The organism is Sphingomonas sp. JC676, from assembly GCF_014489075.1.
Classification (GTDB): domain Bacteria; phylum Pseudomonadota; class Alphaproteobacteria; order Sphingomonadales; family Sphingomonadaceae; genus Sphingomonas.
This window is the reverse complement of the sequence record NZ_JACTGR010000004.1, coordinates 307,639-326,034: the sequence shown is the minus strand read 5'-3', so window position 1 is coordinate 326,034 and position 18,396 is coordinate 307,639. Positions and strand designations below refer to the sequence as shown.

General features: G+C 64.1%; 14 protein-coding genes. 3 read left to right on the top strand and 11 right to left on the bottom strand.

Going from position 1 to position 18,396, the window contains the following annotated elements; genetic code table 11:
* Window positions 1-328: 328 nt before the first annotated feature.
* Both IAG41_RS23550 and IAG41_RS15085 read right to left on the bottom strand, forming a co-directional pair.
* A complete protein-coding gene (locus tag IAG41_RS23550) occupies window positions 329-745 on the bottom strand; it encodes a PilZ domain-containing protein (RefSeq protein ID WP_187729472.1) in 417 nt (138 codons plus the stop codon).
* A gap of 437 nt (window positions 746-1,182) precedes the next feature.
* The gene (locus IAG41_RS15085; protein WP_316251166.1) at window positions 1,183-2,325 is read right to left on the bottom strand and encodes a GGDEF domain-containing protein; all 1,143 of its coding nucleotides are present in this window, start codon (window positions 2,323-2,325) and stop codon (window positions 1,183-1,185) included.
* Window positions 2,326-2,945: 620 nt separating this feature from the next.
* On the opposite strand from IAG41_RS15085, the gene IAG41_RS15080 reads away from it, so the two are divergent.
* Both IAG41_RS15080 and IAG41_RS15075 read left to right on the top strand, forming a co-directional pair.
* Window positions 2,946-4,502 carry a putative bifunctional diguanylate cyclase/phosphodiesterase gene (locus IAG41_RS15080; protein ID WP_187729471.1) on the top strand — a complete coding sequence of 519 codons (1,557 nt, stop codon included), beginning with the start codon at window positions 2,946-2,948 and terminating at the stop codon, window positions 4,500-4,502.
* Window positions 4,499-5,215 (top strand): hypothetical protein, encoded by a 717-nt coding sequence (locus IAG41_RS15075; RefSeq protein WP_187729470.1) that lies wholly within the window; start codon window positions 4,499-4,501, stop codon window positions 5,213-5,215. The genes IAG41_RS15080 and IAG41_RS15075 overlap by 4 nt, the downstream gene beginning before the upstream one ends.
* A 263-nt stretch (window positions 5,216-5,478) precedes the next feature.
* On the opposite strand, the gene IAG41_RS15070 is transcribed toward IAG41_RS15075, so the two are convergent.
* The 4 genes from IAG41_RS15070 to IAG41_RS15055 all read right to left on the bottom strand — a co-directional run bounded on the left by IAG41_RS15070 (window position 5,479) and on the right by IAG41_RS15055 (window position 9,503).
* Window positions 5,479-5,856, bottom strand: coding sequence for a response regulator (locus tag IAG41_RS15070; protein WP_187729469.1), 378 nt, complete (start codon window positions 5,854-5,856; stop codon window positions 5,479-5,481).
* Window positions 5,853-6,926, bottom strand: a complete 1,074-nt coding sequence (locus IAG41_RS15065; RefSeq protein ID WP_187729468.1) for a sensor histidine kinase — start codon at window positions 6,924-6,926, stop codon at window positions 5,853-5,855. The genes IAG41_RS15070 and IAG41_RS15065 overlap by 4 nt, the downstream gene beginning before the upstream one ends.
* Complete coding sequence (locus tag IAG41_RS15060) at window positions 6,923-8,362, bottom strand: ATPase domain-containing protein (protein ID WP_222950716.1); 1,440 nt, start codon at window positions 8,360-8,362, stop codon at window positions 6,923-6,925. Before IAG41_RS15060 ends, IAG41_RS15065 begins: the two co-directional genes overlap by 4 nt.
* 928 nt (window positions 8,363-9,290) lie before the next feature.
* Window positions 9,291-9,503: a hypothetical protein gene (locus tag IAG41_RS15055; RefSeq protein ID WP_187729466.1), complete on the bottom strand. Its 213-nt coding sequence runs from the start codon at window positions 9,501-9,503 to the stop codon at window positions 9,291-9,293.
* A 697-nt stretch (window positions 9,504-10,200) separates the two neighbouring features.
* Here IAG41_RS15055 and IAG41_RS15050 point away from each other — a divergent pair.
* Complete coding sequence (locus IAG41_RS15050) at window positions 10,201-10,383, top strand: hypothetical protein (protein WP_187729465.1); 183 nt, start codon at window positions 10,201-10,203, stop codon at window positions 10,381-10,383.
* Between the two features lie 741 nt (window positions 10,384-11,124).
* Here the strand turns inward: IAG41_RS15050 and IAG41_RS15045 are convergent.
* Genes IAG41_RS15045 through IAG41_RS15025 form a run of 5 tightly spaced genes read right to left on the bottom strand, consistent with a single transcriptional unit; the run spans window position 11,125 to window position 18,389 of the window.
* Window positions 11,125-11,964, bottom strand: a complete 840-nt coding sequence (locus tag IAG41_RS15045) for a rhamnogalacturonan acetylesterase (protein WP_187729464.1) — start codon at window positions 11,962-11,964, stop codon at window positions 11,125-11,127.
* Window positions 11,961-12,701: an SDR family NAD(P)-dependent oxidoreductase gene (locus IAG41_RS15040; RefSeq protein ID WP_187729463.1), complete on the bottom strand. Its 741-nt coding sequence runs from the start codon at window positions 12,699-12,701 to the stop codon at window positions 11,961-11,963. Before IAG41_RS15040 ends, IAG41_RS15045 begins: the two co-directional genes overlap by 4 nt.
* Window positions 12,698-13,987 (bottom strand): MFS transporter, encoded by a 1,290-nt coding sequence (locus tag IAG41_RS15035; RefSeq protein ID WP_187729462.1) that lies wholly within the window; start codon window positions 13,985-13,987, stop codon window positions 12,698-12,700. Before IAG41_RS15035 ends, IAG41_RS15040 begins: the two co-directional genes overlap by 4 nt.
* Entirely contained in the window at window positions 13,984-16,167 is a 2,184-nt protein-coding gene (locus IAG41_RS15030; RefSeq protein ID WP_187729461.1) for an alginate lyase family protein, read from the bottom strand. The genes IAG41_RS15035 and IAG41_RS15030 overlap by 4 nt, the downstream gene beginning before the upstream one ends.
* The gene (locus IAG41_RS15025) at window positions 16,167-18,389 is read right to left on the bottom strand and encodes a polysaccharide lyase 6 family protein (RefSeq protein WP_262408679.1); all 2,223 of its coding nucleotides are present in this window, start codon (window positions 18,387-18,389) and stop codon (window positions 16,167-16,169) included. The genes IAG41_RS15030 and IAG41_RS15025 overlap by 1 nt, the downstream gene beginning before the upstream one ends.
* Window positions 18,390-18,396 lie beyond the last annotated feature (7 nt).

Sequence of the window (18,396 nt, the reverse complement as noted above, 5' to 3'; positions counted from 1 at the left end):
TTGCGCCGCGGCGACGCGCGCATATGCCGCGCGTTCGACCCGGGATATCCAGGTGATCCTGCCTCAAGCTCCACAGGCGGCTGAAATCTCGCGAGGCAGCTGGGTCCAAATAGAATGAGGCTAATATTTGTTTACGGTCGCACCTGTTTAGGGCGCCGCAAACTTAGCAGGCGGCCCGCTCAAATGTCGGGTCAGAGCGAACTTATTGACCATCAAATCGGTTTCAGTGCCGGGTCCGGTCCAGCCTAACTCGGCATCTGGCATGCAGCCGATCGAACCTGGGCACAGTCCGTGACTGATGCTTTGAGAGGCTACCTAATGAGGGCAATTACTTGCGATAGGGGTTATTTAAGTCGGCAACCCATCCCGCACGCATCGGATCAGCGACCGGCGTATGTCTTTCGGCGTTGCTAGGCTTGTCACTCCGCTGGCTGCGAAGCGACAAAAACGTATTTGAACGTGCGGCATCTGGGTCGATCGTCTCCACGAAACGTAGGCCAGCGACGTCATTTTTCACCCAGACGACGGTTGCGCCGACCTCCTGTAGGCCCCCTACCGATACGAGGACCGTAGCTCCAACCTGGAGCGAGCCGGCACGATCGACGCGCGCGCCACCGGTGGAGAGATTCCGTATACGATGGTGCGTCGGACTGCCGCCGCCGAAGCCCGCGATCTGGGCCCCGAGCAAGACGTTCGATCGTTCCTCCCGCGGGCCAGCACCTTCTGGCTTATCGGTTCCAGACACAGGGTCCTCCAAAAACAATCGTGCCGACCATTCAGCTTCACGATTACCTCTCTAGGTCGAGCGGCGCCCTAATGTTATCGGCGACCTTGGCGTGCGCGGAGACATGTGCGCGGTGGCCGTGATCGACATGGCGCCAATGGCGCTGGGCCGCCTCAAGGAATTGTGCAACAAACAATATTCGCCCTGCCCTCGTCGTTCGATTCATTTCACGCCCGCTGCAACTGCCCAGAACGGCCTCACACAAAACAAATGGTTGAACCGACTTAGCGTCCGCGCGGCCGCGGTCTTTTCGTGGCCGAGAGGCGAGGCGGCGTTGCCCCTAACTAACCTCGGAAGTTACGTGGTGCCGCGCAGGTGGATCGCAAGATGATGGCCGCCCCAAGGCTCTGCGCCCTTACGAAGCCTCGTCGGGGGAGGACGTTTGAAGCGGGGGTCGATCAGGCGCGCATAACGGCTCCGGGGGGATGCAACTCCGCCTGGGCCGAATCTTCCTCAGTGCAGAACGCTGCCCGGCCCTTGCCCGCAGCCTTTGCGCGATAAAGCGCAGCATCCGCGCAGCCGAGCAGGCGCTCCAGGTCGTCGCCGGCGTCTGGGCTCAGTGCGATGCCGATGCTGGCGGACAGTCCCAGCGTCTTTCCGTCAATCGAATAGGGCACGCTGAGATTTCGGATAATGCGGCGCGCCAGCATTTCGGCCTGGTCGGCATGGTCAATACTGCCCTGGATGACGACGAACTCATCGCCGCCCAGCCGGGCCACGGTGTCTTCGGCGCGCAGCATCGATGCGAGCCGGCGCGCCACCTCGACGAGCACGGCGTCTCCGGCGGGGTGGCCCTGATTGTCGTTGATCGCCTTGAACCCGTCGAGGTCGATGAAGTGTACGGCAAGCCTGTCCTTCCCGCGTGCGGCTCGGCTTGCCTGGAGGCGCTCGCGCAAGAGCAATCGGTTGGCGAGCCCGGTCAGAGGGTCGTGCTTGGCGAGCTGCGCCATGTCATGCCGCGCGGTATGATGCTCGACAGACGAGCTGTAGAGATGCGCGACGGTCTGCAAGCTGAGGCTAGTGATCATCAAGACAAGAATCGCCTCGATCGCGAAGAGCTCGCCGTGGAGCACGGTCTCGTGCGCGGCACCGGCGTGCCAGCCGAGCGCGGCGATCGTCGGTACCGTTGCCAGCAAGAGGCTGGCGACGCAGATGCGCGGCCGAACCGAAATTCGCGATACGATGCCCGCCCCGAAACTGAACACCAGGCTTACTGTGATCAGGTGCAGCAATGGATAGTGGTAGGTAAGCACGCGCGCGTTGAGGACGCCGAGCAACAGCGCGAAGGCGTAGTTTCCGGCGGCGTACCGTTGTTCCCATCGTGCGAGAGCAGTGACACCGAGCACCGGTCGTGCGCGTCGATAGAGTTCGAGAACGAACAGGCGCGCAAGCGTTACGAAACCGCCCAGCCCGGCGAGGGCGGCCAGTAAGGAGTCATCGAGCTCGCGCGCTGCAAGGGATGCCACGCCGACAAAGATCAAACCCAATCCGAAGACGGGCAAGCGCATGCTGAATAGCATTTCGACGAAGTCGCGCAGCACCGGCAGCGGGAGCGGTCCGGATGCGATAAAGAGCCAAGGTGGCCGTCGCCGGCGGACCGGCACAAGCTGGTCGGAACGTCTCATGACCTAGGCTATCGCTGACAGGGGTTAACGCGGCATCGACCTATCACTCCGCAATTGCCGCGCGAGTTGCCCGAGGTTGTCGCATCGGGCCTAAGAAGGCCTAGATTCGGGGCAACGGCAATAAATCAGCATTGCGCCCATCTAGCGGCGCAACCGACCTACGCAGCATCGGCAGTCAGCTCGGCGGGAGTACTGCTGATAGCTCGATCGGTGCCCGGCGCGAGCTTTCCGGCCACTGCCGTCATCTAGTCGCTCTAATGAGGCCGGACATCAATTCTGCGGTCCTTGTCCTGTCGGCGTTCGATCATCGGCTTGGCCACCGACAACGCGTGGCGCGGCCGATTGCGAGAACCCGCCGGCGGAGCCCCAGGCGGCCTGTCCGCCGAGGTTCGTCCGGCAGCCTTTCGGTTGCGTCCATGGGGCTTAACCGGAGGTCCCCGTTAACGCGCGATTGCGCCTAACTCTCTAGGTCGAAGGGAGAAAACGGCCGTGGCGAGAGGAATCTGCACTTGGACACTCATAGCGGCCTAGGCTCGATGATCAAGCGCGCCGAAGGTTTGACGATCCTCGTCGCGGCTTTGGTACTTGGCGTGGTCTTCGTCCGTCTAAACGCATTTGACGCGTTCGAGGTGTTTGTCGCTAGCCATGAAGCCTGGCAACTCGACGAAGTTTTCGCGGTGGCATTCTTCGGCGGTTTTGCAGCACTCGTTCTCGCCTTTCGCCGAGCCCAGGAATTGAGCCGTGAGATGGTCAAGCGCGAGGAAGCAGAAGAGCACGCCAACCTCCTGGCCCGCCATGACCCGCTGACCGGCCTTCCCAACCGCCGAATGCTCAAGGACGCGCTTAGTGCGGCCATCGATGAGGTGCGCAACTCCGCTAGCGAATGTGCGGTGTTCCTGATCGACCTCGACCAGTTCAAGCCCGTGAACGACGTCCATGGTCACGATGTCGGCGACGCCGTGCTGGTCGAGGTTGCCAGCCGCCTCTCAGGCATATGCGAGCCGGACTCAACGATCGCCCGACTGGGTGGCGACGAATTCGTGTGCGTCATTCGCTACCAAGCGGGGTCGGATATTCCGGCTCGGACCGCCGGGCAGATAATCCGTGTCCTGAGCGAATCCATCTATGTTGGCGGCGCCCGGCTGGAGATCGGCGCGACCGTCGGGATCTCCAGGTGCCCGCACGACTCGACGACGGCGGACGAGTTGCTGCGGTCGGCCGATGTCGCCATGTACGAGGCGAAGCGTGCCGGCCGGGGCCGCTACCACTTCTTCGAGGCGCAAATGGATGTGCGCCTGCGTGAGCGCGCCAGTCTCGAAGCCGAGCTGCGCGCAGCGATCGAGAATGGCCAAATCACCGCCCACTATCAGCCGGTGATCTCGCTCGCCGACGACAGGATCACCGGATTCGAGGCACTGGCGCGCTGGGAGCATCCGGTGCGCGGTCTGCTGGCGCCCGACCTGTTCATCCCGATAGCCGAAGATCTGGGCCTTATCGGTCTGCTGTCCTATGACATCCTGCGCAGCGGCTGCATCGCCGCGCGCGCCTGGCCGCCTTATGCGACGCTGTCGATCAACATCTCGCCGCTCCAGCTTAAGGACCCTTGGCTCTCGGGGCGACTTCTGGCGATCCTTGCCGAAACCGGGTTCCAGCCGAGCCGACTGATCGTCGAGGTAACCGAAAATGCGATCATCGACGACATCGACCTCGTCGCCGAGGTGTTCACCTCGCTCCAGAATGCGGGAATCCGGATCGCGCTGGACGATTTCGGGAAGGGCTATTCCAGCCTCAATCACCTGCGCCAACTCCACTTCGACCATCTGAAAATCGACAGCTCCTTCGTTCTGTCGATGGACAGCGCGGAAAGCCGCAAGATCGTCAGTGCGATCGCTGGCCTCGGTAAGGCGCTCGGCATGCCCGTGACTGCGGAAGGGGTTGAGACCATGGCTTCCGCCGAGGCGCTCCGCGCGCTCGGCTGCGAGCAGGCCCAGGGCTTCCTTTTCGGCCGCCCGATCCCCGCTGACGAGACGCGCGCACTGTTCGAGAACGCCGAGGAGTCAATCCGCACGATCAAGTCGGGGTCTAGGCGTTGACGGAAAAGTGGCTGGCGGCTGTTTTTATCCTGAGCGGCCTGGCCAGTCCGGCCTGGGCCCAAGGTCCCGAACAGCTGGAGCAGCTTGAACCTGGGAAAGGCGAATGGCAGGTTGAGTATTTCGGCCTGTTCGGGGGCGGCGGGGACGAGCGGGAACATTCGCTCCAGGTGATGGCTGGCGTCACCGATCGCCTAGCACTCGGCGCCGAGCTTGAATCCAGCTGGGCTGCCGGCTCACTGATGATGGAGGGCATCGCGCCTACCGCCCTTTACAAGTTCAGCGATCCGGACGCCCCCGTTGGCGTCGGCCTCGAAATCCAGTTCGGTCTGGACCGGTATGCATTCCTCACCGGCGCCGAAGCCCGGCTCATCGTAGAAAAGCGCGCTCGCGCCTGGTGGGGCCAAGCCGACCTCATCTTGCGCAGTGCGCGGGATGACGGAGCATCTGCTACCAGTATCGCCTATGGTTGGGCGCTCGATCGTGCGGTGACGGACCGCCTTTGGCTCGGCCTAGAGGGCTCCGGGCAGACCGTCCGGTTGGGTGGCCGCGCCGCCCTGGCTCCCGCAGGTGAACACTTTCTCGGACCCGCGCTCACCTACCAACTCGGACTCAGCGCGAAAGGCGACGCGGAAATCGGCATCGCCTATTTACGACGCGTGGCAGGCGCCGGTCCGACCGGCACGGCGCGATTCTTCGTCCAGCTGGGCTTCTAATCCGCAGCTCACGCTGGCAGCACTGACGGGCGCCAGCGCGCCGACCAGATCGGCTTCGATGGCTGGCTCCCCGACAACCCGGCTGCGCCGACCGAAGGTTCTCAACTGCGGGACGTAACAGACCATGGCGCGGCGACATTGACCTTCGCGAAAGCGTCGCGTCTGGGCTGGTGGTGTGGGTAAAGCCGCACGATCCGCCATTTCGGCGAGACCATCGACGATGAACCGGTCGCAAGGCGCGGGCCCCGAATGGCCTCGCGTGATCAGTCCTCGAGAAGCATGAGCTTATCGGCGAAATCGGTAGTGACGATCGGCTTGACGATGATGCCCCGGGTCACGTCGGGATAGCGCGCGGCGATGCCCTCCTGCCCGGTTACGAAGAGAGACGGAACGCCGCGCGCCTTCAGCCAGGCCGCGGCCTCGGGTCCGGTGGCGCCGTCGGCCAGATCGATATCGACGAGCGCGCCATTGATGTCGGTAATTTCAAGATCGGCCTTCAACTGGGAAAAGCTGTTTGCGGAGCCGACGAAGATATGCCCGGCGTCCTCGATCAGCTGTTCGAGGTGGAAGACGATCAACGGATTGTCCTCGACGCAATAGAGGCGAAGGGACGGTGCAGTTGGGCTCTTTGCGCTCGTCATGCGCCGGAAACGCCGCCCCCGTCCTCCGGGTTGCCGGCCACGCGCGAAAGCGGACCCTGGACCGCGCATCGCAGGCCATCGGCCGCGAAATCGATATCGGGTTTACCACCGAGCAGACCCGCCAGGGCCGCCCGCAGATATCGCGTACCGTAGCCAGAGCGCGCCGGCGCGACGACCGCTGGACCGCCTTTTTCCTCCCATTCCATTGAAAGATCCGGGCGAAGATCGGCGAGAATCTCCCAGCGGAACCTGACCCGCCCTTCCGGGCGAGAGAGGGCACCATATTTGATGGCGTTGGTCGTCAGTTCGTGCAGGCACAGCGCCAGCGTCGTGCCGGCGTCGCGGCGCAGCGTGACCGGCGGCCCGTGCGCCTCGATCCGGCTGATCCCCATCTGGCGATACGGGTCGAATGTCAGAGCGGCGATCTCTGCGATGGAGATCGTTTCGCCTTCGGCCTGGAAGACCGCCGAATGCACCCGGGAGAGGGCATGCAGGCGCGCGCCGAAATCTTCGGCGAGCGCATCGACGTCGTCGGCCCCGCGGCGCGTCATCTCGAAGATCGAGGACACGCTGGCAAGGATGTTCTTGACCCGGTGGTTGAGTTCGCGGCGAAGTTCGACCTCGCGATCGATATGGTCGCGCACGTCGCGCTGGCGTAACCGGGCCAGCAGCGCCGACTGGACGCCACTGACCAATTCGACGGGCGCGAGCGGCCGCTGATAGAAGAGCTGCCGCGACCTTAGCCAAGCCGTCTCGAGCGTCGCCCGGATTCGGGCGTTTGGCGACGCGCGGTCGAGCAGCACGACGATGGGCATTTCGGACCAGGGCGGCTGGATGCGCAGATAATCGGCGATCATGACGATCAGCGCCGGGGTCAAGGCTTCATGGGTGGTCACGAGCACCCCGGGGCCGGTCGCGAGGTGGGTGGCTAGGTCGCCCGCCGTACAAGGCACGACGGCGATGTCGTGCTCGGCGAGCAGCCGGCCCATATACTCAGCGTCTCTCCGATAGGGCGCGAGGATCAGGACTTGGTCGAGCGCAGCCGGTTCGTCCTCATGCGGTACGCTCATGCAGTCGGCAGAGGATTGAACGGCACCACCGTGATGCCGGAACTCTTGATGAAGAGCTCGTGGACATCGAGGTCGTGGGGACCGTGGCGCTTTTTGACGACGGTGATGTTGCGGCGCAGGCGGCCCTCGTCCTCCATGATGCGCAGCAGCAGCACCGTGTCGCCAAGGAAGCTGACATCGACATCGATCCCGACGTTCTGACCGAGCAGGCCATGCTGGGCAACGATCAGCATCGTCAGTACGCCCGACCGGGCGAGGTATTTCAGGAGCGACTGGATGTCGCGCACCGCTTTGTCGCGGTGCGGGAGCGAGTTGAGATAGCCCGTGAAGCTGTCGATGACGACGACGCGCGTCTTGAACTCGGTGACGATCGATTGGACGATCTGGGCGAATTCCCCCGGCGAAATCTCGTTCGGACTGAAATCGCGGATGATCAGCTGGCCGTCCTCGTGGAACTGCCGCAAATCCATGCCGAGCCCTTCGGATCGCCTGAAGAAGGTTTCGAGGCGCTCCTCGAACAGGAACAGCGCGACATTCTCGCCGCGCTTGAGCGCGGCGGTAGAATAGAGCGAGGCCATCGTCGACTTGCCAGTCCCCGATTGTCCGATGACCAGGGTCGTCGTGCCCGACTCCTGTCCGCCGCCGAACATGTCGTCGAGCGTATCGACGCCCGACTTGATAAGCTGGGCCTTGCGCGCATCGACCGCGTCGCCGGGAACGATGCGCGGAAACACCACCACGCCTTCGCCCTCGCGGATCGCCATGTCGTGATAGCCGTCGGCGATCGGCACGCCGCGCATCTTGCTGACCTCGATGCGCCGACGCACCGAACCATAGTCCTCAAGCGACTTGTCGAAGCGGATGACGCCATGGGCGATGCCCTCGACCTCTTCGCCGCCGGTGGCCGTCTCGCTGGTCTGGGTATCGAGCAACAGCGCGACGACGTTGCGTTGGGCGAGGAAGGCCTTGAAGCCGAGCAGCTCGCGACGGAAGCGCGGCGTGTCGCCGGTGATCAGCCGGATCTCCAGCAGCGAATCATAGACGAGCCGTTGGGGCTTATGCTCCTCGATCGCCTGCTCGATTGCCTGGCGAGTCTCGTCGAGCCGCAACTCGGCGGTCTGGAAGATCGTCTGGTCGGCCGCGCCGTTCACTGCGTCCGACGCCGATAATTCTTCGATTCGGATGCCGTCGAGCGTCCAGCCGTGCGATTGGGCGATCGCCGTCAGTTCCGCCGCGGTTTGGGACAGGCTCACATAGAGGCATCGTTCGCCGGCCTCGACGCCTGCGCGCAGGAATTGCAGCGCGGCGGTCGTCTTGCCCGCGCCCGGCGCGCCCTGCATGATGTAAAGATTGGACGCCGGAAGGCCTCCACGAAGAATTTGGTCCAGTCCGGCGATGCCGGTCGAGACCGTTCTTTGTGCTTTACGCTTATTCACGCCGGACTCCTTGCAACGATTGGGCGGCATAGATCGAGAACGCTTCCAAACGGTGTCGGGGCGAGTGGGTGATCGACGCGTCGGGCTACAATAGCGGCGAGGCTACCGCATGTGAACGGCGTTGGGGCCTTCGATCGATGGCCATGAAATGGCCGGCCAATCAGGCGGCCGCTCGGTCAGACCCTCGGTCGGCCGTATTGCGGTCACAGCAATCAAGGCGGCGATGAAATCATTATCCAATTTCGTAACGGAGGCGGGACTATCTGTGTTTGAAGCAGGTTCCCTTCCGCGCCTACCTCGGACCCAACCACCCGCGATTCACGTCCGGTTCTTATCAGACCAGGAACGTGCGAGAGAATCCGTGCGACAGCTATGTCGAACGCAGCTGGCGCGTCTCCTAGGGGGCGGGCTTTCCTGTCTCGGGTTTTCCACTTCTCTTGCTCGGGTCTTGATCGAGCGCTTCGGCCTTGGATCGGTAATCCTCTGCCAAATCCAGCAGCAGTTTGCGAATGTCGGGGGCTGTCGCCGCTTGCGCATAACGGCGACAGCGTGCGGCCTGTGCTCGGAAATAGGAAGCATTGCCAGCCATAACCCGGTGCGAACGCCGCTATCGCGAGCGCGTTGCAATCGTTTCGGCAAGCAATCTCACCGAGCATCTCAGTCAGCACATCCGGCACCCGCCGACTCCGCTCCGTCCGAGGTAGAACATCATGAGCAGCGTCCCACTTACAACCGCCGATGAGGTCACCGCCGCACGTGAGTTACTCGCGCGATCTGCAAGCTCCAAAGCTGACGCGGCAAGCGCCGCGTTGATCGCGCTGGTGACGGCGCCGGAATATTCTGCCGTCGCCGATGCCATGCACGGCGCTCGGCCGCCGCGAGCCGGTGTCAGCTGAAATTTTGGAACCGATTTCCTAGGGCGTCGCCCCTAGTGGGCCACAAAGGGGTGTTCGGCGCGGACGATCAGCTCAGCCGCTCGAACGGTCTCTAGTTGCGAATTAGTCCCCTTCGGATTGATCATCCAGTTCGAGCCGACAATGACGGGGAGCGGCAGCTTTTCGATTTCGCCGACGACGGCTGCCCACTCCTCGCGCGTGCCGCCGGCTGCGCCGGCCAGGATCTCGACGAGGATGTCACGCAACTGGTCCGGCGTCGGGACCATCAAGTGACGAGACCGCGGCGCTCGATCTCGGCGGCGAGCGCCTCGGCAACCGTGTCGACGGGTTCGCCGTCGGTTTGTTTGTAGGCGTCGAGGAGGTCGGTAGCGGACATGCGACGCGGGTCCCGGCCGCTTCCGCCACATGTCGGGCAAACCCGAGGAGACTTGCTTTGGTGGACCATCATCGCCGGTGTGGTATCGTTGGCGTGCAGGCTCCTCCCCGCGCCATGGCATAGCAGGCATTCTGCATCTGACATCGCTCCGTCTCCCCAGCGGAGATCGGAAGCTACGCCTGGACGAGCGCCGGTGGCAAGGTCTGGTCGACCGACAGTTGGCAGCATCGCCTCGCTTATCATCTCGCGATTCTCCGCGATGATCGAGAACGCCTGGTGTCCCTCAATCGCGGGAATTTTGTCGCGTACCCTCAATTGGACGAAGCACGACAGCCGCTGAAGCCATGAACCTTGCCGCTTGAGCCATAAGTTCCTGCGATAGCAAACCTTAGTTAGCGGGGACGCCTCGCACCTGCGGTACAAGGGACGCAGGTCGCCCAGTCCCAACAGGCGACTTAGGGCTGGGCGCTTCTCTCCCCCTCTGAAGCGCTCAGTCCGCCTGGTCGGGTTCGCTACCATTAGCGTAGATCGCAGCGGCCTGGGTTCATCCGTATTACCCAGCATAAATGATCGAGAAGACCATATTGGAGCGCGCGTTCGAGCTCGCCCGGAACGGCGACTGTCAGTGCCTGGACGACATCCGACGCAGACTCTCGGCCGAGCGATATTCGCATGTCGATGACCACCTTGCGGGGAAGATGATCCAGAAGCAGCTCAGACGCGAGATCAAGGGGGCGCTGCGCAGCTAGTGAGGTCGGGGATACCTCTTCGCGTCCCCGGGCTTCATTTCGATTTCCTGGCCTTTGGCTTGGCCGGCGGCGAGCAGAAGGCGGTCCGACATCTCAGCCGCCGCCTCTGGGGTGAGCGAAAGGGCAACGCCGTCGGGACCATCAACGAGCACTTCGCCCTGTTCGGCGGACACATCGCTCGGTGTCGAGTGCGGTTTCCGTTTCATGTGGCCAAAGCGCACGAGATTTTTGCCGGTTCCAAAATGCTTTAGCACCGCGGCTTGAAAGATTCGTCTCGCTTACTCCAGATTTGGACGACTCAATTGCTAAGGTGTAGGCCGGCGCCATGTCATTCCGAGCTGGGCATAGGTTTGGAGGCAAATTGCCAACGACGAGGACAAACCCATTTCGAGCGCCGCGCGCGCGACCAGCGCCTGAGGCGCGGAACAGACGAATGATCCTATGCCTACCGCCTGCACACCGGACTGGCGCGCCGGGTATGAGCAGCGTGTCCTCGCGCAATTGCGGATCAGAGCCTGAGACAGAACGGGGGGCTGGCCGCAATGGGGTATTGTTCGTTGATGCCGCAACCCCGCCGCGCGCCAGCCCTTCCGTCACGATGGAACGAGATGAACTCGCGGCGCTGCGAAAGCGGGCGGAGACGTCGCTGGTTAGCCGATCAATCATCGCAGCTTCGACCTCGATGTCGCGTCGACAGGACGCAGGACTCTCCTAGCGGTTGCAAAGCCGCACATTTGTGAATCAAGGAAGAAGCTGGCTCCGTAATTCAGGAACCGTCGCGGCAAGCTCGTACGTCACAATCCTTGCAAAGGTAGTTGCGCCGGCGCTGCCGAGATGCGTGTAATCGAACTTGCGAACGATCTGGCCGCGGGGCCCGTTGGAAGCGGTCGCGACGTCCGGTAGCCTGGCATCGGCCGCCGACCGAGGGGGCAGCGTCGTGCCGGTCTTCGCTGCCGCGATCTCCGAAGGGAGCGGCGGCGCCATAGCGAAGGTCATGGCGTCCACTGGGCCCATCTTCTGGATCAGCGCAGCGCTGTCCGCGTTCAGGTCGGCCAGCGGCACCTTCATCTCTTGCGCGACTTGCCGGGTGGCCACCGCCCATGGTCCGAGCGTATTATCGAGCTGTCCATCCTTGAACGCGCGACGCGCCAGCGGCGTGACCAGCACCGGGATGCCTCCCGCGGCCCGAACCTCGTTCACGAACCGCCGGAGGTTGGCCGGAAACTCTGTGGCGAGGTCGGTCCAGCGCTCGGCAATATCCGACTGGTCGTTGTGCCCGAACTGAATGAGCACATAGGTCGAGCGATAGCCCTTTAGCTTCAGCTCGCCGAGAATGAGGTCCCACGACCCTTCGGTGCGATAGCTGCGCGTGCTGCGACCGCCCCGCCCCATGTTGAGGCAGGCGACCGAGGATTTCACATGCTCTGCGCAAAATATGGATCCCCAACCGCTCGACGGCGCCATGGTCGAGTCGCCGACCAGGATGATGCGGTCGGCAACGAGGGGCGGCGCATCGGTGCGCTGGGGCTTGGCGTCCTGCCCGGCCTGGCCGAGCAGCAAGGCCAGGACGAGCGAGATCATGAGAAGGCCAGCCCGCCATTGATGTCCATGTTGACGCCGGTCAGGAACGCCGACTCATCCGAGGCAAGGAATGCCACCGCGGCGGCGACCTCGTCGGGATGGCCTTCGCGCCGCAGCGGCGTGTTGCCAGCGGTTGCGGCGCGGCCTTCCGGCTTCGAGAAGGTGTCATGGAAACTGGTGCCGATCAGGCCAGGGCACAGCGCGTTGACGCGAATGCCCTGCGGGCCGAGCTCCTTGGCAAGGCCGCGGGTCAGCGTCATCAGCGCCCCCTTGGCGGTCGCATAGATCGTCGCGCCCGGCCCGCCGCCGTCGCGTCCCGCCAGCGAGGCGAGATTGACGATCGCGCCGCCTTTGGGGATGCGCGGCAGCGCCGCCTTGGTAACGAGGAAGGCGGACTTGAGGTTGAGCGTCATCACCGTGTCGAAGAACGCCTCGTCCATGTCGGCCAGCGTCTTGCGCGCGACCATCCCGCCGGCGCAGTTGATCAGGATATCGATCCTGGGTCCGGCGGCCTCGATCAAGGCGGCGACTGCGACGGGCCGTGTCACATCGGCGCGGAACAAGGTGGCGCTGCCGCCTGCAGTCTCGATCGACTTGAGCGTCTCCTCAGCCGCTGCGGTGTCGCTGTGATAGTTGATCACGACATGTGCACCATCGGCTGCCAGGCGCTGCGAAATCGATCGCCCGATATCGCGCCCGCCTCCGGTGACGATTGCGACTTTTCCCGTCAAACTCATGCATTACCCCTTTTCGTGACATCAGGATCGGCGAGCGGCGCTGTGCGCCCGCCCAGAAAGAAGATCGCGCCGACCGACACCGGCACGATCGCCGCGGCGAGGATGAAGATCGGCGCATAGCCATGCCCGGTCATCACCGGCACCAGCCAGGTGGTGATCAGCGTGCCGGCGACCGCGGCCGAGCCGCTGATCCCGGCCAGCGAGCCCACCGCGCCGCCGCCGAAATAGTCGCTCGGCAGCGTCTGGATGTTGTTGATGGCAACCTGGAAGCCGAACAGGATCGCGGCGATCAGCAGCACCGCATACAAGGGCGTCGCCGCATTTGCGGTCAGCAGCAGCGCGGGCAGCATGATCGCCCCGCCCAGTGCGATCATCGCCTTGCGTGCGGTCAGCACGTGCCAACCACGTCGGATGAGGACGCCGGCCAGCCAGCCACCACCCAAACTCCCGAACATCGCGCCGACGAAGGGCACCCAGGCGAACAGCCCGATCTTCTGCACGTTGAACCCGAAGGTTTCAGCAAGGTAGATCGGCAGCCACGAGACGAACAGCCACCACACCGGATCGAGGAAAAAGCGCGAGAGGATGATCGCCCAGCTCTGCTTGTGCCGCAGCAGGTCGCGAACGCGCGGCGCATAGTCCTGCCGCACGGCATCGGCGGTTCTGCCGGTGATATGCGCGCGCTCGGCCTCGCTCAGCCAAGGATGCGCGCCGGGATCGCCGCGATAGACCAGGAGCCAGGGCAGCAACCACGCCGCGCCGAGCACTCCGACGACCAGGAACGTCGCCTGCCAGCCGAACCTATCGAATAGCAAGGCGACCAGCGGGGCGGCGATGATCGCGCCGATCGCCGCGCCCGAATTAAAGATCCCTTGTGCGAATGCGCGCTCGTTCGACGGGAACCACAGCGCATTGACCTTGACCGCGCCAGGCCAGTTGCCGGCCTCGCTAACACCCAGAGTCGCCCGCAGCACGCCGAATGTGCCGAGCCCCCGCGCGACCGAATGGAGCGCGATCGAGGCCGACCAGACGAGGATCGAGACGGTAAAGCCGAGCCGCGTGCCGATCACGTCGAAGAGCCGCCCGAACAGGGTCTGGCCGCACGCATAAGCGAGCATGAAAATCGTGACGAGCAGCGCGTAGTCGGCCTTGTCCGCGCCGATGTCCTTCGAGATTGCCGGCCACATCACCGCGAGCGCGTTGCGATCGATATAGTTGATCACCGTCGCCACCGCGACCAGACCGATGATCCACCAGCGCAAGCCGCCTTTTGCCCCTGCCGTCATTGCCCGGCACCATCGAAGCGGGCGAAATGCCCTTTCCAATCGATCGTCCGGCCCGCCACCGTCGCGCGATGGCCCGCATTGGGATCGGCGCTGTCGGCCACCGCAAGGATCACCGTGCGTCCCTTGACCAGCTTGATCGTGACGATTTCGGCGTCGGCGCTGCGGGCCCGCGTCAATGCGGTGACCTTGCTGTTGCTGCCGGTCGTGGTTTCCGCCGATGCGTCATAGGCGCCATGCGGCTCGAGCAGGTTGAGGAAAGTCGCATCCTTGGCGCCGGCGACGCGCTCGATCAGAAGCGGCTCGCGACGCAGGTTGAAGCGTGGGTCGTTGGCGCCGCTCTCGCCAAGGATCACCTGCGCCCCTTCGGGGGGCAGCATGCGATAGGTGTAGAAGCGATCGCCATTGAGCCAGGTCAGCGTGGCATTTGCCGTAGTCGGCGTGCCGGTCGCATCGACCCAGATGTGCTGATAGCCATTAGCCTTGCCGAGGACGGGTCGCTCGGCTCCGTTCGACTTCACCGCAAAGCCGACATCCATGATCTGCCCCAGATAATGGAGCGGCAGGTCGTAAGTCGCAGGCTTGTCGCCGGTTACCCGGAGCAGGTCGACGATCAGCGGCTGCTTGAGCCCTTCGACGGGCAGCAGCACCATCGTCCGGCGGAAGACGACCCCAGGCCAGGCGCCGGCCATTTCGGCGGTGGACACCTTGGTCGGCTGGTCGCCCGAGAAATAGAGTTGGCTGGGCGCGAGCGTCTGGCCGACCTGCCACTTGCCGGCGAAGTTGCTGGTCTCGTTCACGATGAGCGTGTTGTGGGCGACGGTCTGCTTGGCCCAGCTCTCATTTTCCTTGAGGTAGCGCCCGCCGTCCTTGCTCTCGATGTTGAGGAAGCGCGCGGCGCCATAGTCGGTCACGATCGGATTGCCGTTGTCGTAGAAGATCCACGCCAGCTTGTCGAAATGGCCATGCCCCATGCCCATGGCGCTGTTTTTAGCGACCAGCACCGCGGCATCGTCGTCGGAGCTCGAACGCATCACGGCGACGCCGCCCTGCCCGCCATCGGGCCCGTCGCGAAATAGCGCGGAGCTGTAGGGGAAAGGCTGCGCCTTGCCCGTCGCAAGATCGCGTGCGATCGCCAGTCCCTCGGGCGTCAGGATCGTGCGCTTCTGCCACGCGGCAACCGACAGGAACCCGGGATCCCTGGTCTGGGCATAGCCGATCGCCACGGCTTGGTAGAGCTCGTCGGTCTTCAGGCTCTTGTCGGGCATCGCGTCATTGAGCGGGAAGAAATAGCCGTCATAAGTGAGCTGGATCGTCGTCCGGATCGCCTTCACCAGCACGCCGCCGCGATAGGCGAAGATGGCGCGCCCCGGATCGTTGGCCTGGATCGCCTGGGCGAACAGGACAAAGGGCTGGAGCGCGTAGCGCTGATAATAAGGACCCTCGGTATAATAACCGTCGGGCGAGAACAGCTCGTCGATCTGGCGCAGGAAGCCGGTTTTCCCGCTGCCGTCGCGGCCTTTCATCGCCATGGCGACCAATGCGGGATCGCGCAGCACATAGCCGGTCATGCCCACGCCCGCGCAGGACCAGGTCGCGTGGTTGTGGATCCGGTCGAAAGTCGCGGCATCGTCGCTGGACAGGAACTTCGCCATGCGCCGAAAGACATTGTCGTCGATCGTCCTGCGGTCGGCGGGGCTCAGAGTATCTCGGATCGCATCGTAACCCTGGACGGCATAGACCAGCCAGACGGCGTCGTTGAGGCTTTGCCAGAACAAGCGCCCCGGCGCCTCGTTGGCCTTGGCCGGATGGGCGCCGAGCTTGGGGTAGAGCGTGGCGTATTCCAGCAGCATCCGCCGGACATAGTCGGCATAGGCCTTGTCGCCGGTCACGCGGTAGAGCAGCCCGGCGCCGTAGATCGCCTGGTAGTTCTTCTTGTGCTGCTCATGGGTGTAGCCGCCACCTGGATCCCTGGGCACGGGCACGTCGATCCCGGCCTTGATCGCGGCATCCACGACCTTGCGGGTCCGTGCGATCTCCGCGGCGAACAGCGGGTAGCGCGCACCGTCCCTAACCATGGCGGCAAATGCTGCCGCGTCTGACAGCACCGGGCGCGCGTCCTGCGCCCAAGCGGGCGTCGCGCTCAGCAGGGCAAGCGCGACGAGAGGGACCAGGGAACGCATCAGCCGCCACTCCGATTGTCGGCGACCACCGCCCGCGGCGCGCCCTTGTAATAAAGTTCACGAATTGTCGGCAGCGGCGTCGCGGCGAAGAGGTTGCCCGTGACGATGGTGCTGGGCGAGCCCACGCTATGGATGATCTCGATACCGCGGCTGTTGGCGAAGCGGTTGCCGGTGATCCTGGTCTCCTGCACACCCGAAAGCAGCAAGGGGCCGCTATTGGCGATGCTGGCCCCGGTCATGACGAATTGCGGGCCATAGGTGCTTTCGTCGGTACCGCCGCGGAACAGGTCGACGATCGTGCCGACGCCCGCGAACGCGGCCGCGTCAATCGTCACACGCTCGGCACCATAATAGCCCTCCTTGCCGGTCTCGGCATGCCCGGCGATCACCGCGCCCGAGATATTGGCGAATGCGCCGCCGCGTATAGTGATCGCCTGGGCGAGCGTCGCCGGCGTGCTCGCGATGACGTCGAAGCGCGGGCTCGAATTCATGTCCCGAAAGGCGCAATCGATCAGCTCGATCGTGTAGTTGGCGAGCATCGGCCGGGCACTGCTGCGGATCGCGGCATTGCCCGCGCGGCGCGGCGCCTCGGCGCCGCTGATCGTCAGCCCCTCGAGCTGCAGGCGGCCACCTTCCTCGATCTGAAACAAGGTCCCGCCGGCAAAGGTCAACGTCGCCTGGCGGCCGATCACGGTCAGCGGCCGGTCGACGACCAGTGGCCGCGTCACATGGTACCGGCCCGCCGCGAGCATCAGGATTTCGCCAGGCTGGACCCGCGCGATCGCAGCGGCGAGGTCGGCCCCTGCGGACAGCCGGGTCGTGACGCCCGCCGACGGCGCCTTGTTTTCCGCAGGCTTGGTATACCAGGAGGCGCCGACCGCATCCCGCGCGATCGGCGTCAGATCCCGCGACGCTCCGACCCCGGCCAGGGCCGGATCGGTCGGGTAGAGCAGACCATTTCCAGCGCGCTTCAGGGTGACCGCGCGACGTTCGACGGACACGCCTGGAACAGCCGGAGCGACGCTCGCAACGTTGCCCGAAAAAGCAATGCCGGCGATCGATGCCTCGGCGCGGAACGGGTTCACCCTGCCTACGATCAGATTGTTCGAGAATCGCGTCCCGGCGGGCGGCTGCGAGCGCTCGTCGCTGGCTCCGGCGCCGAGCGTGATCGCCGCGGCATCGAGGATCGAGTTGCGTTCGATCACGGCATCACGCACCGGCAGATAGCGATTGATCGGCGAGTTGGGCACGCCGTTCATCACGGTGATCGCGCTGGTGAAGTCGCCTCCGGCCAGCCCTTCCAGATAATTGCCGCGCACGGTCTGGCGCTCGTTGATCACGCGTACGCCGCCGGTATGGGCGACGCCGCGTCCCAGGAACACATTATCCTCGACAAGATTGCCGTTGCCGTGGCGCAGCACGACCGATCCCTGGCTCTCGACGAAGACGTTGCGGCGAATGATGTTGGCGCCCGATTTGACCGAAACGATCTCGACCTCGCCGTCGCACTGCTCGAAGACATTGTCCTCAACGATCGAGCGCGAGTCGCTCTGCGATTCCGTCGAGGTCCCGATGCGGATCGTCTCGCCGCCGTTTGATCCGAGCGGGGGGCGCGGCCCGAAATAATTGTGATCGATCCTGACCGCGTTATCGAGAGGCCAGGGCTTTTCGCGCACGATAACCATCATCGCGCCGTTGTTGCTCTTGCCCTCGAAATGCGAATGGTCGACGCGGATATCGCGGCCGTACAACGCGACCCAATGATCCTCGAAGCGGCGGTCGGGATTGTTGAAGCGATCGATGACGATGCCCGTCAGCCGGACATGGTCGGCCCATCGCTTGCCGACCCGGGTCGCCACGACTTCCTCGCCCGCGGCATAGCCACCGCGGAAGACCAGGTTCGAAACAGTGATGTAGCTGCCCGCGACGGCGAGGCTTGATCGCCCGGTAAGGATCACCTTGCCGGGATGCTCAGCGGTGAGCGTCACCGGCTTCGCCGGGGTGCCGTCCGCGACCAGCTTCGCCGCGAAATCGCGCCACTCGCCGTCGGCGAGCACGATGGTGTCGCCGGGTTGCAGCCCGGCCGACGCCTCGGCAAAGGCCCGTTGATCCTTGACCAGGATATCGCGCGCCGCGGCCGGGGTCGCCACGACCGCCGCCAGTCCAATCCACCACGCCCACCACTTGCTCACCCGCAGCCCCTTATTGGCCATGCCATTCATGCGGCGC

Bases quoted from the DNA above. Each gene is read 5' to 3' on its own strand.
- IAG41_RS15070 (WP_187729469.1), bottom strand. From the start codon at position 5,856: ATGACGAGCGCAAAGAGCCCAACTGCACCGTCCCTTCGCCTCTATTGC.
- IAG41_RS15045 (WP_187729464.1), bottom strand. From the start codon at position 11,964: ATGATCTCGCTCGTCCTGGCCTTGCTGCTCGGCCAGGCCGGGCAGGAC.
- IAG41_RS15040 (WP_187729463.1), bottom strand. From the start codon at position 12,701: ATGAGTTTGACGGGAAAAGTCGCAATCGTCACCGGAGGCGGGCGCGAT.
- IAG41_RS15050 (WP_187729465.1), top strand. From the start codon at position 10,201: ATGATCGAGAAGACCATATTGGAGCGCGCGTTCGAGCTCGCCCGGAAC.
- IAG41_RS15025 (WP_262408679.1), bottom strand. From the start codon at position 18,389: ATGAATGGCATGGCCAATAAGGGGCTGCGGGTGAGCAAGTGGTGGGCG.
- IAG41_RS15030 (WP_187729461.1), bottom strand. From the start codon at position 16,167: ATGCGTTCCCTGGTCCCTCTCGTCGCGCTTGCCCTGCTGAGCGCGACG.
- IAG41_RS15065 (WP_187729468.1), bottom strand. From the start codon at position 6,926: ATGAGCGTACCGCATGAGGACGAACCGGCTGCGCTCGACCAAGTCCTG.
- IAG41_RS15035 (WP_187729462.1), bottom strand. From the start codon at position 13,987: ATGACGGCAGGGGCAAAAGGCGGCTTGCGCTGGTGGATCATCGGTCTG.
- IAG41_RS15080 (WP_187729471.1), top strand. From the start codon at position 2,946: ATGATCAAGCGCGCCGAAGGTTTGACGATCCTCGTCGCGGCTTTGGTA.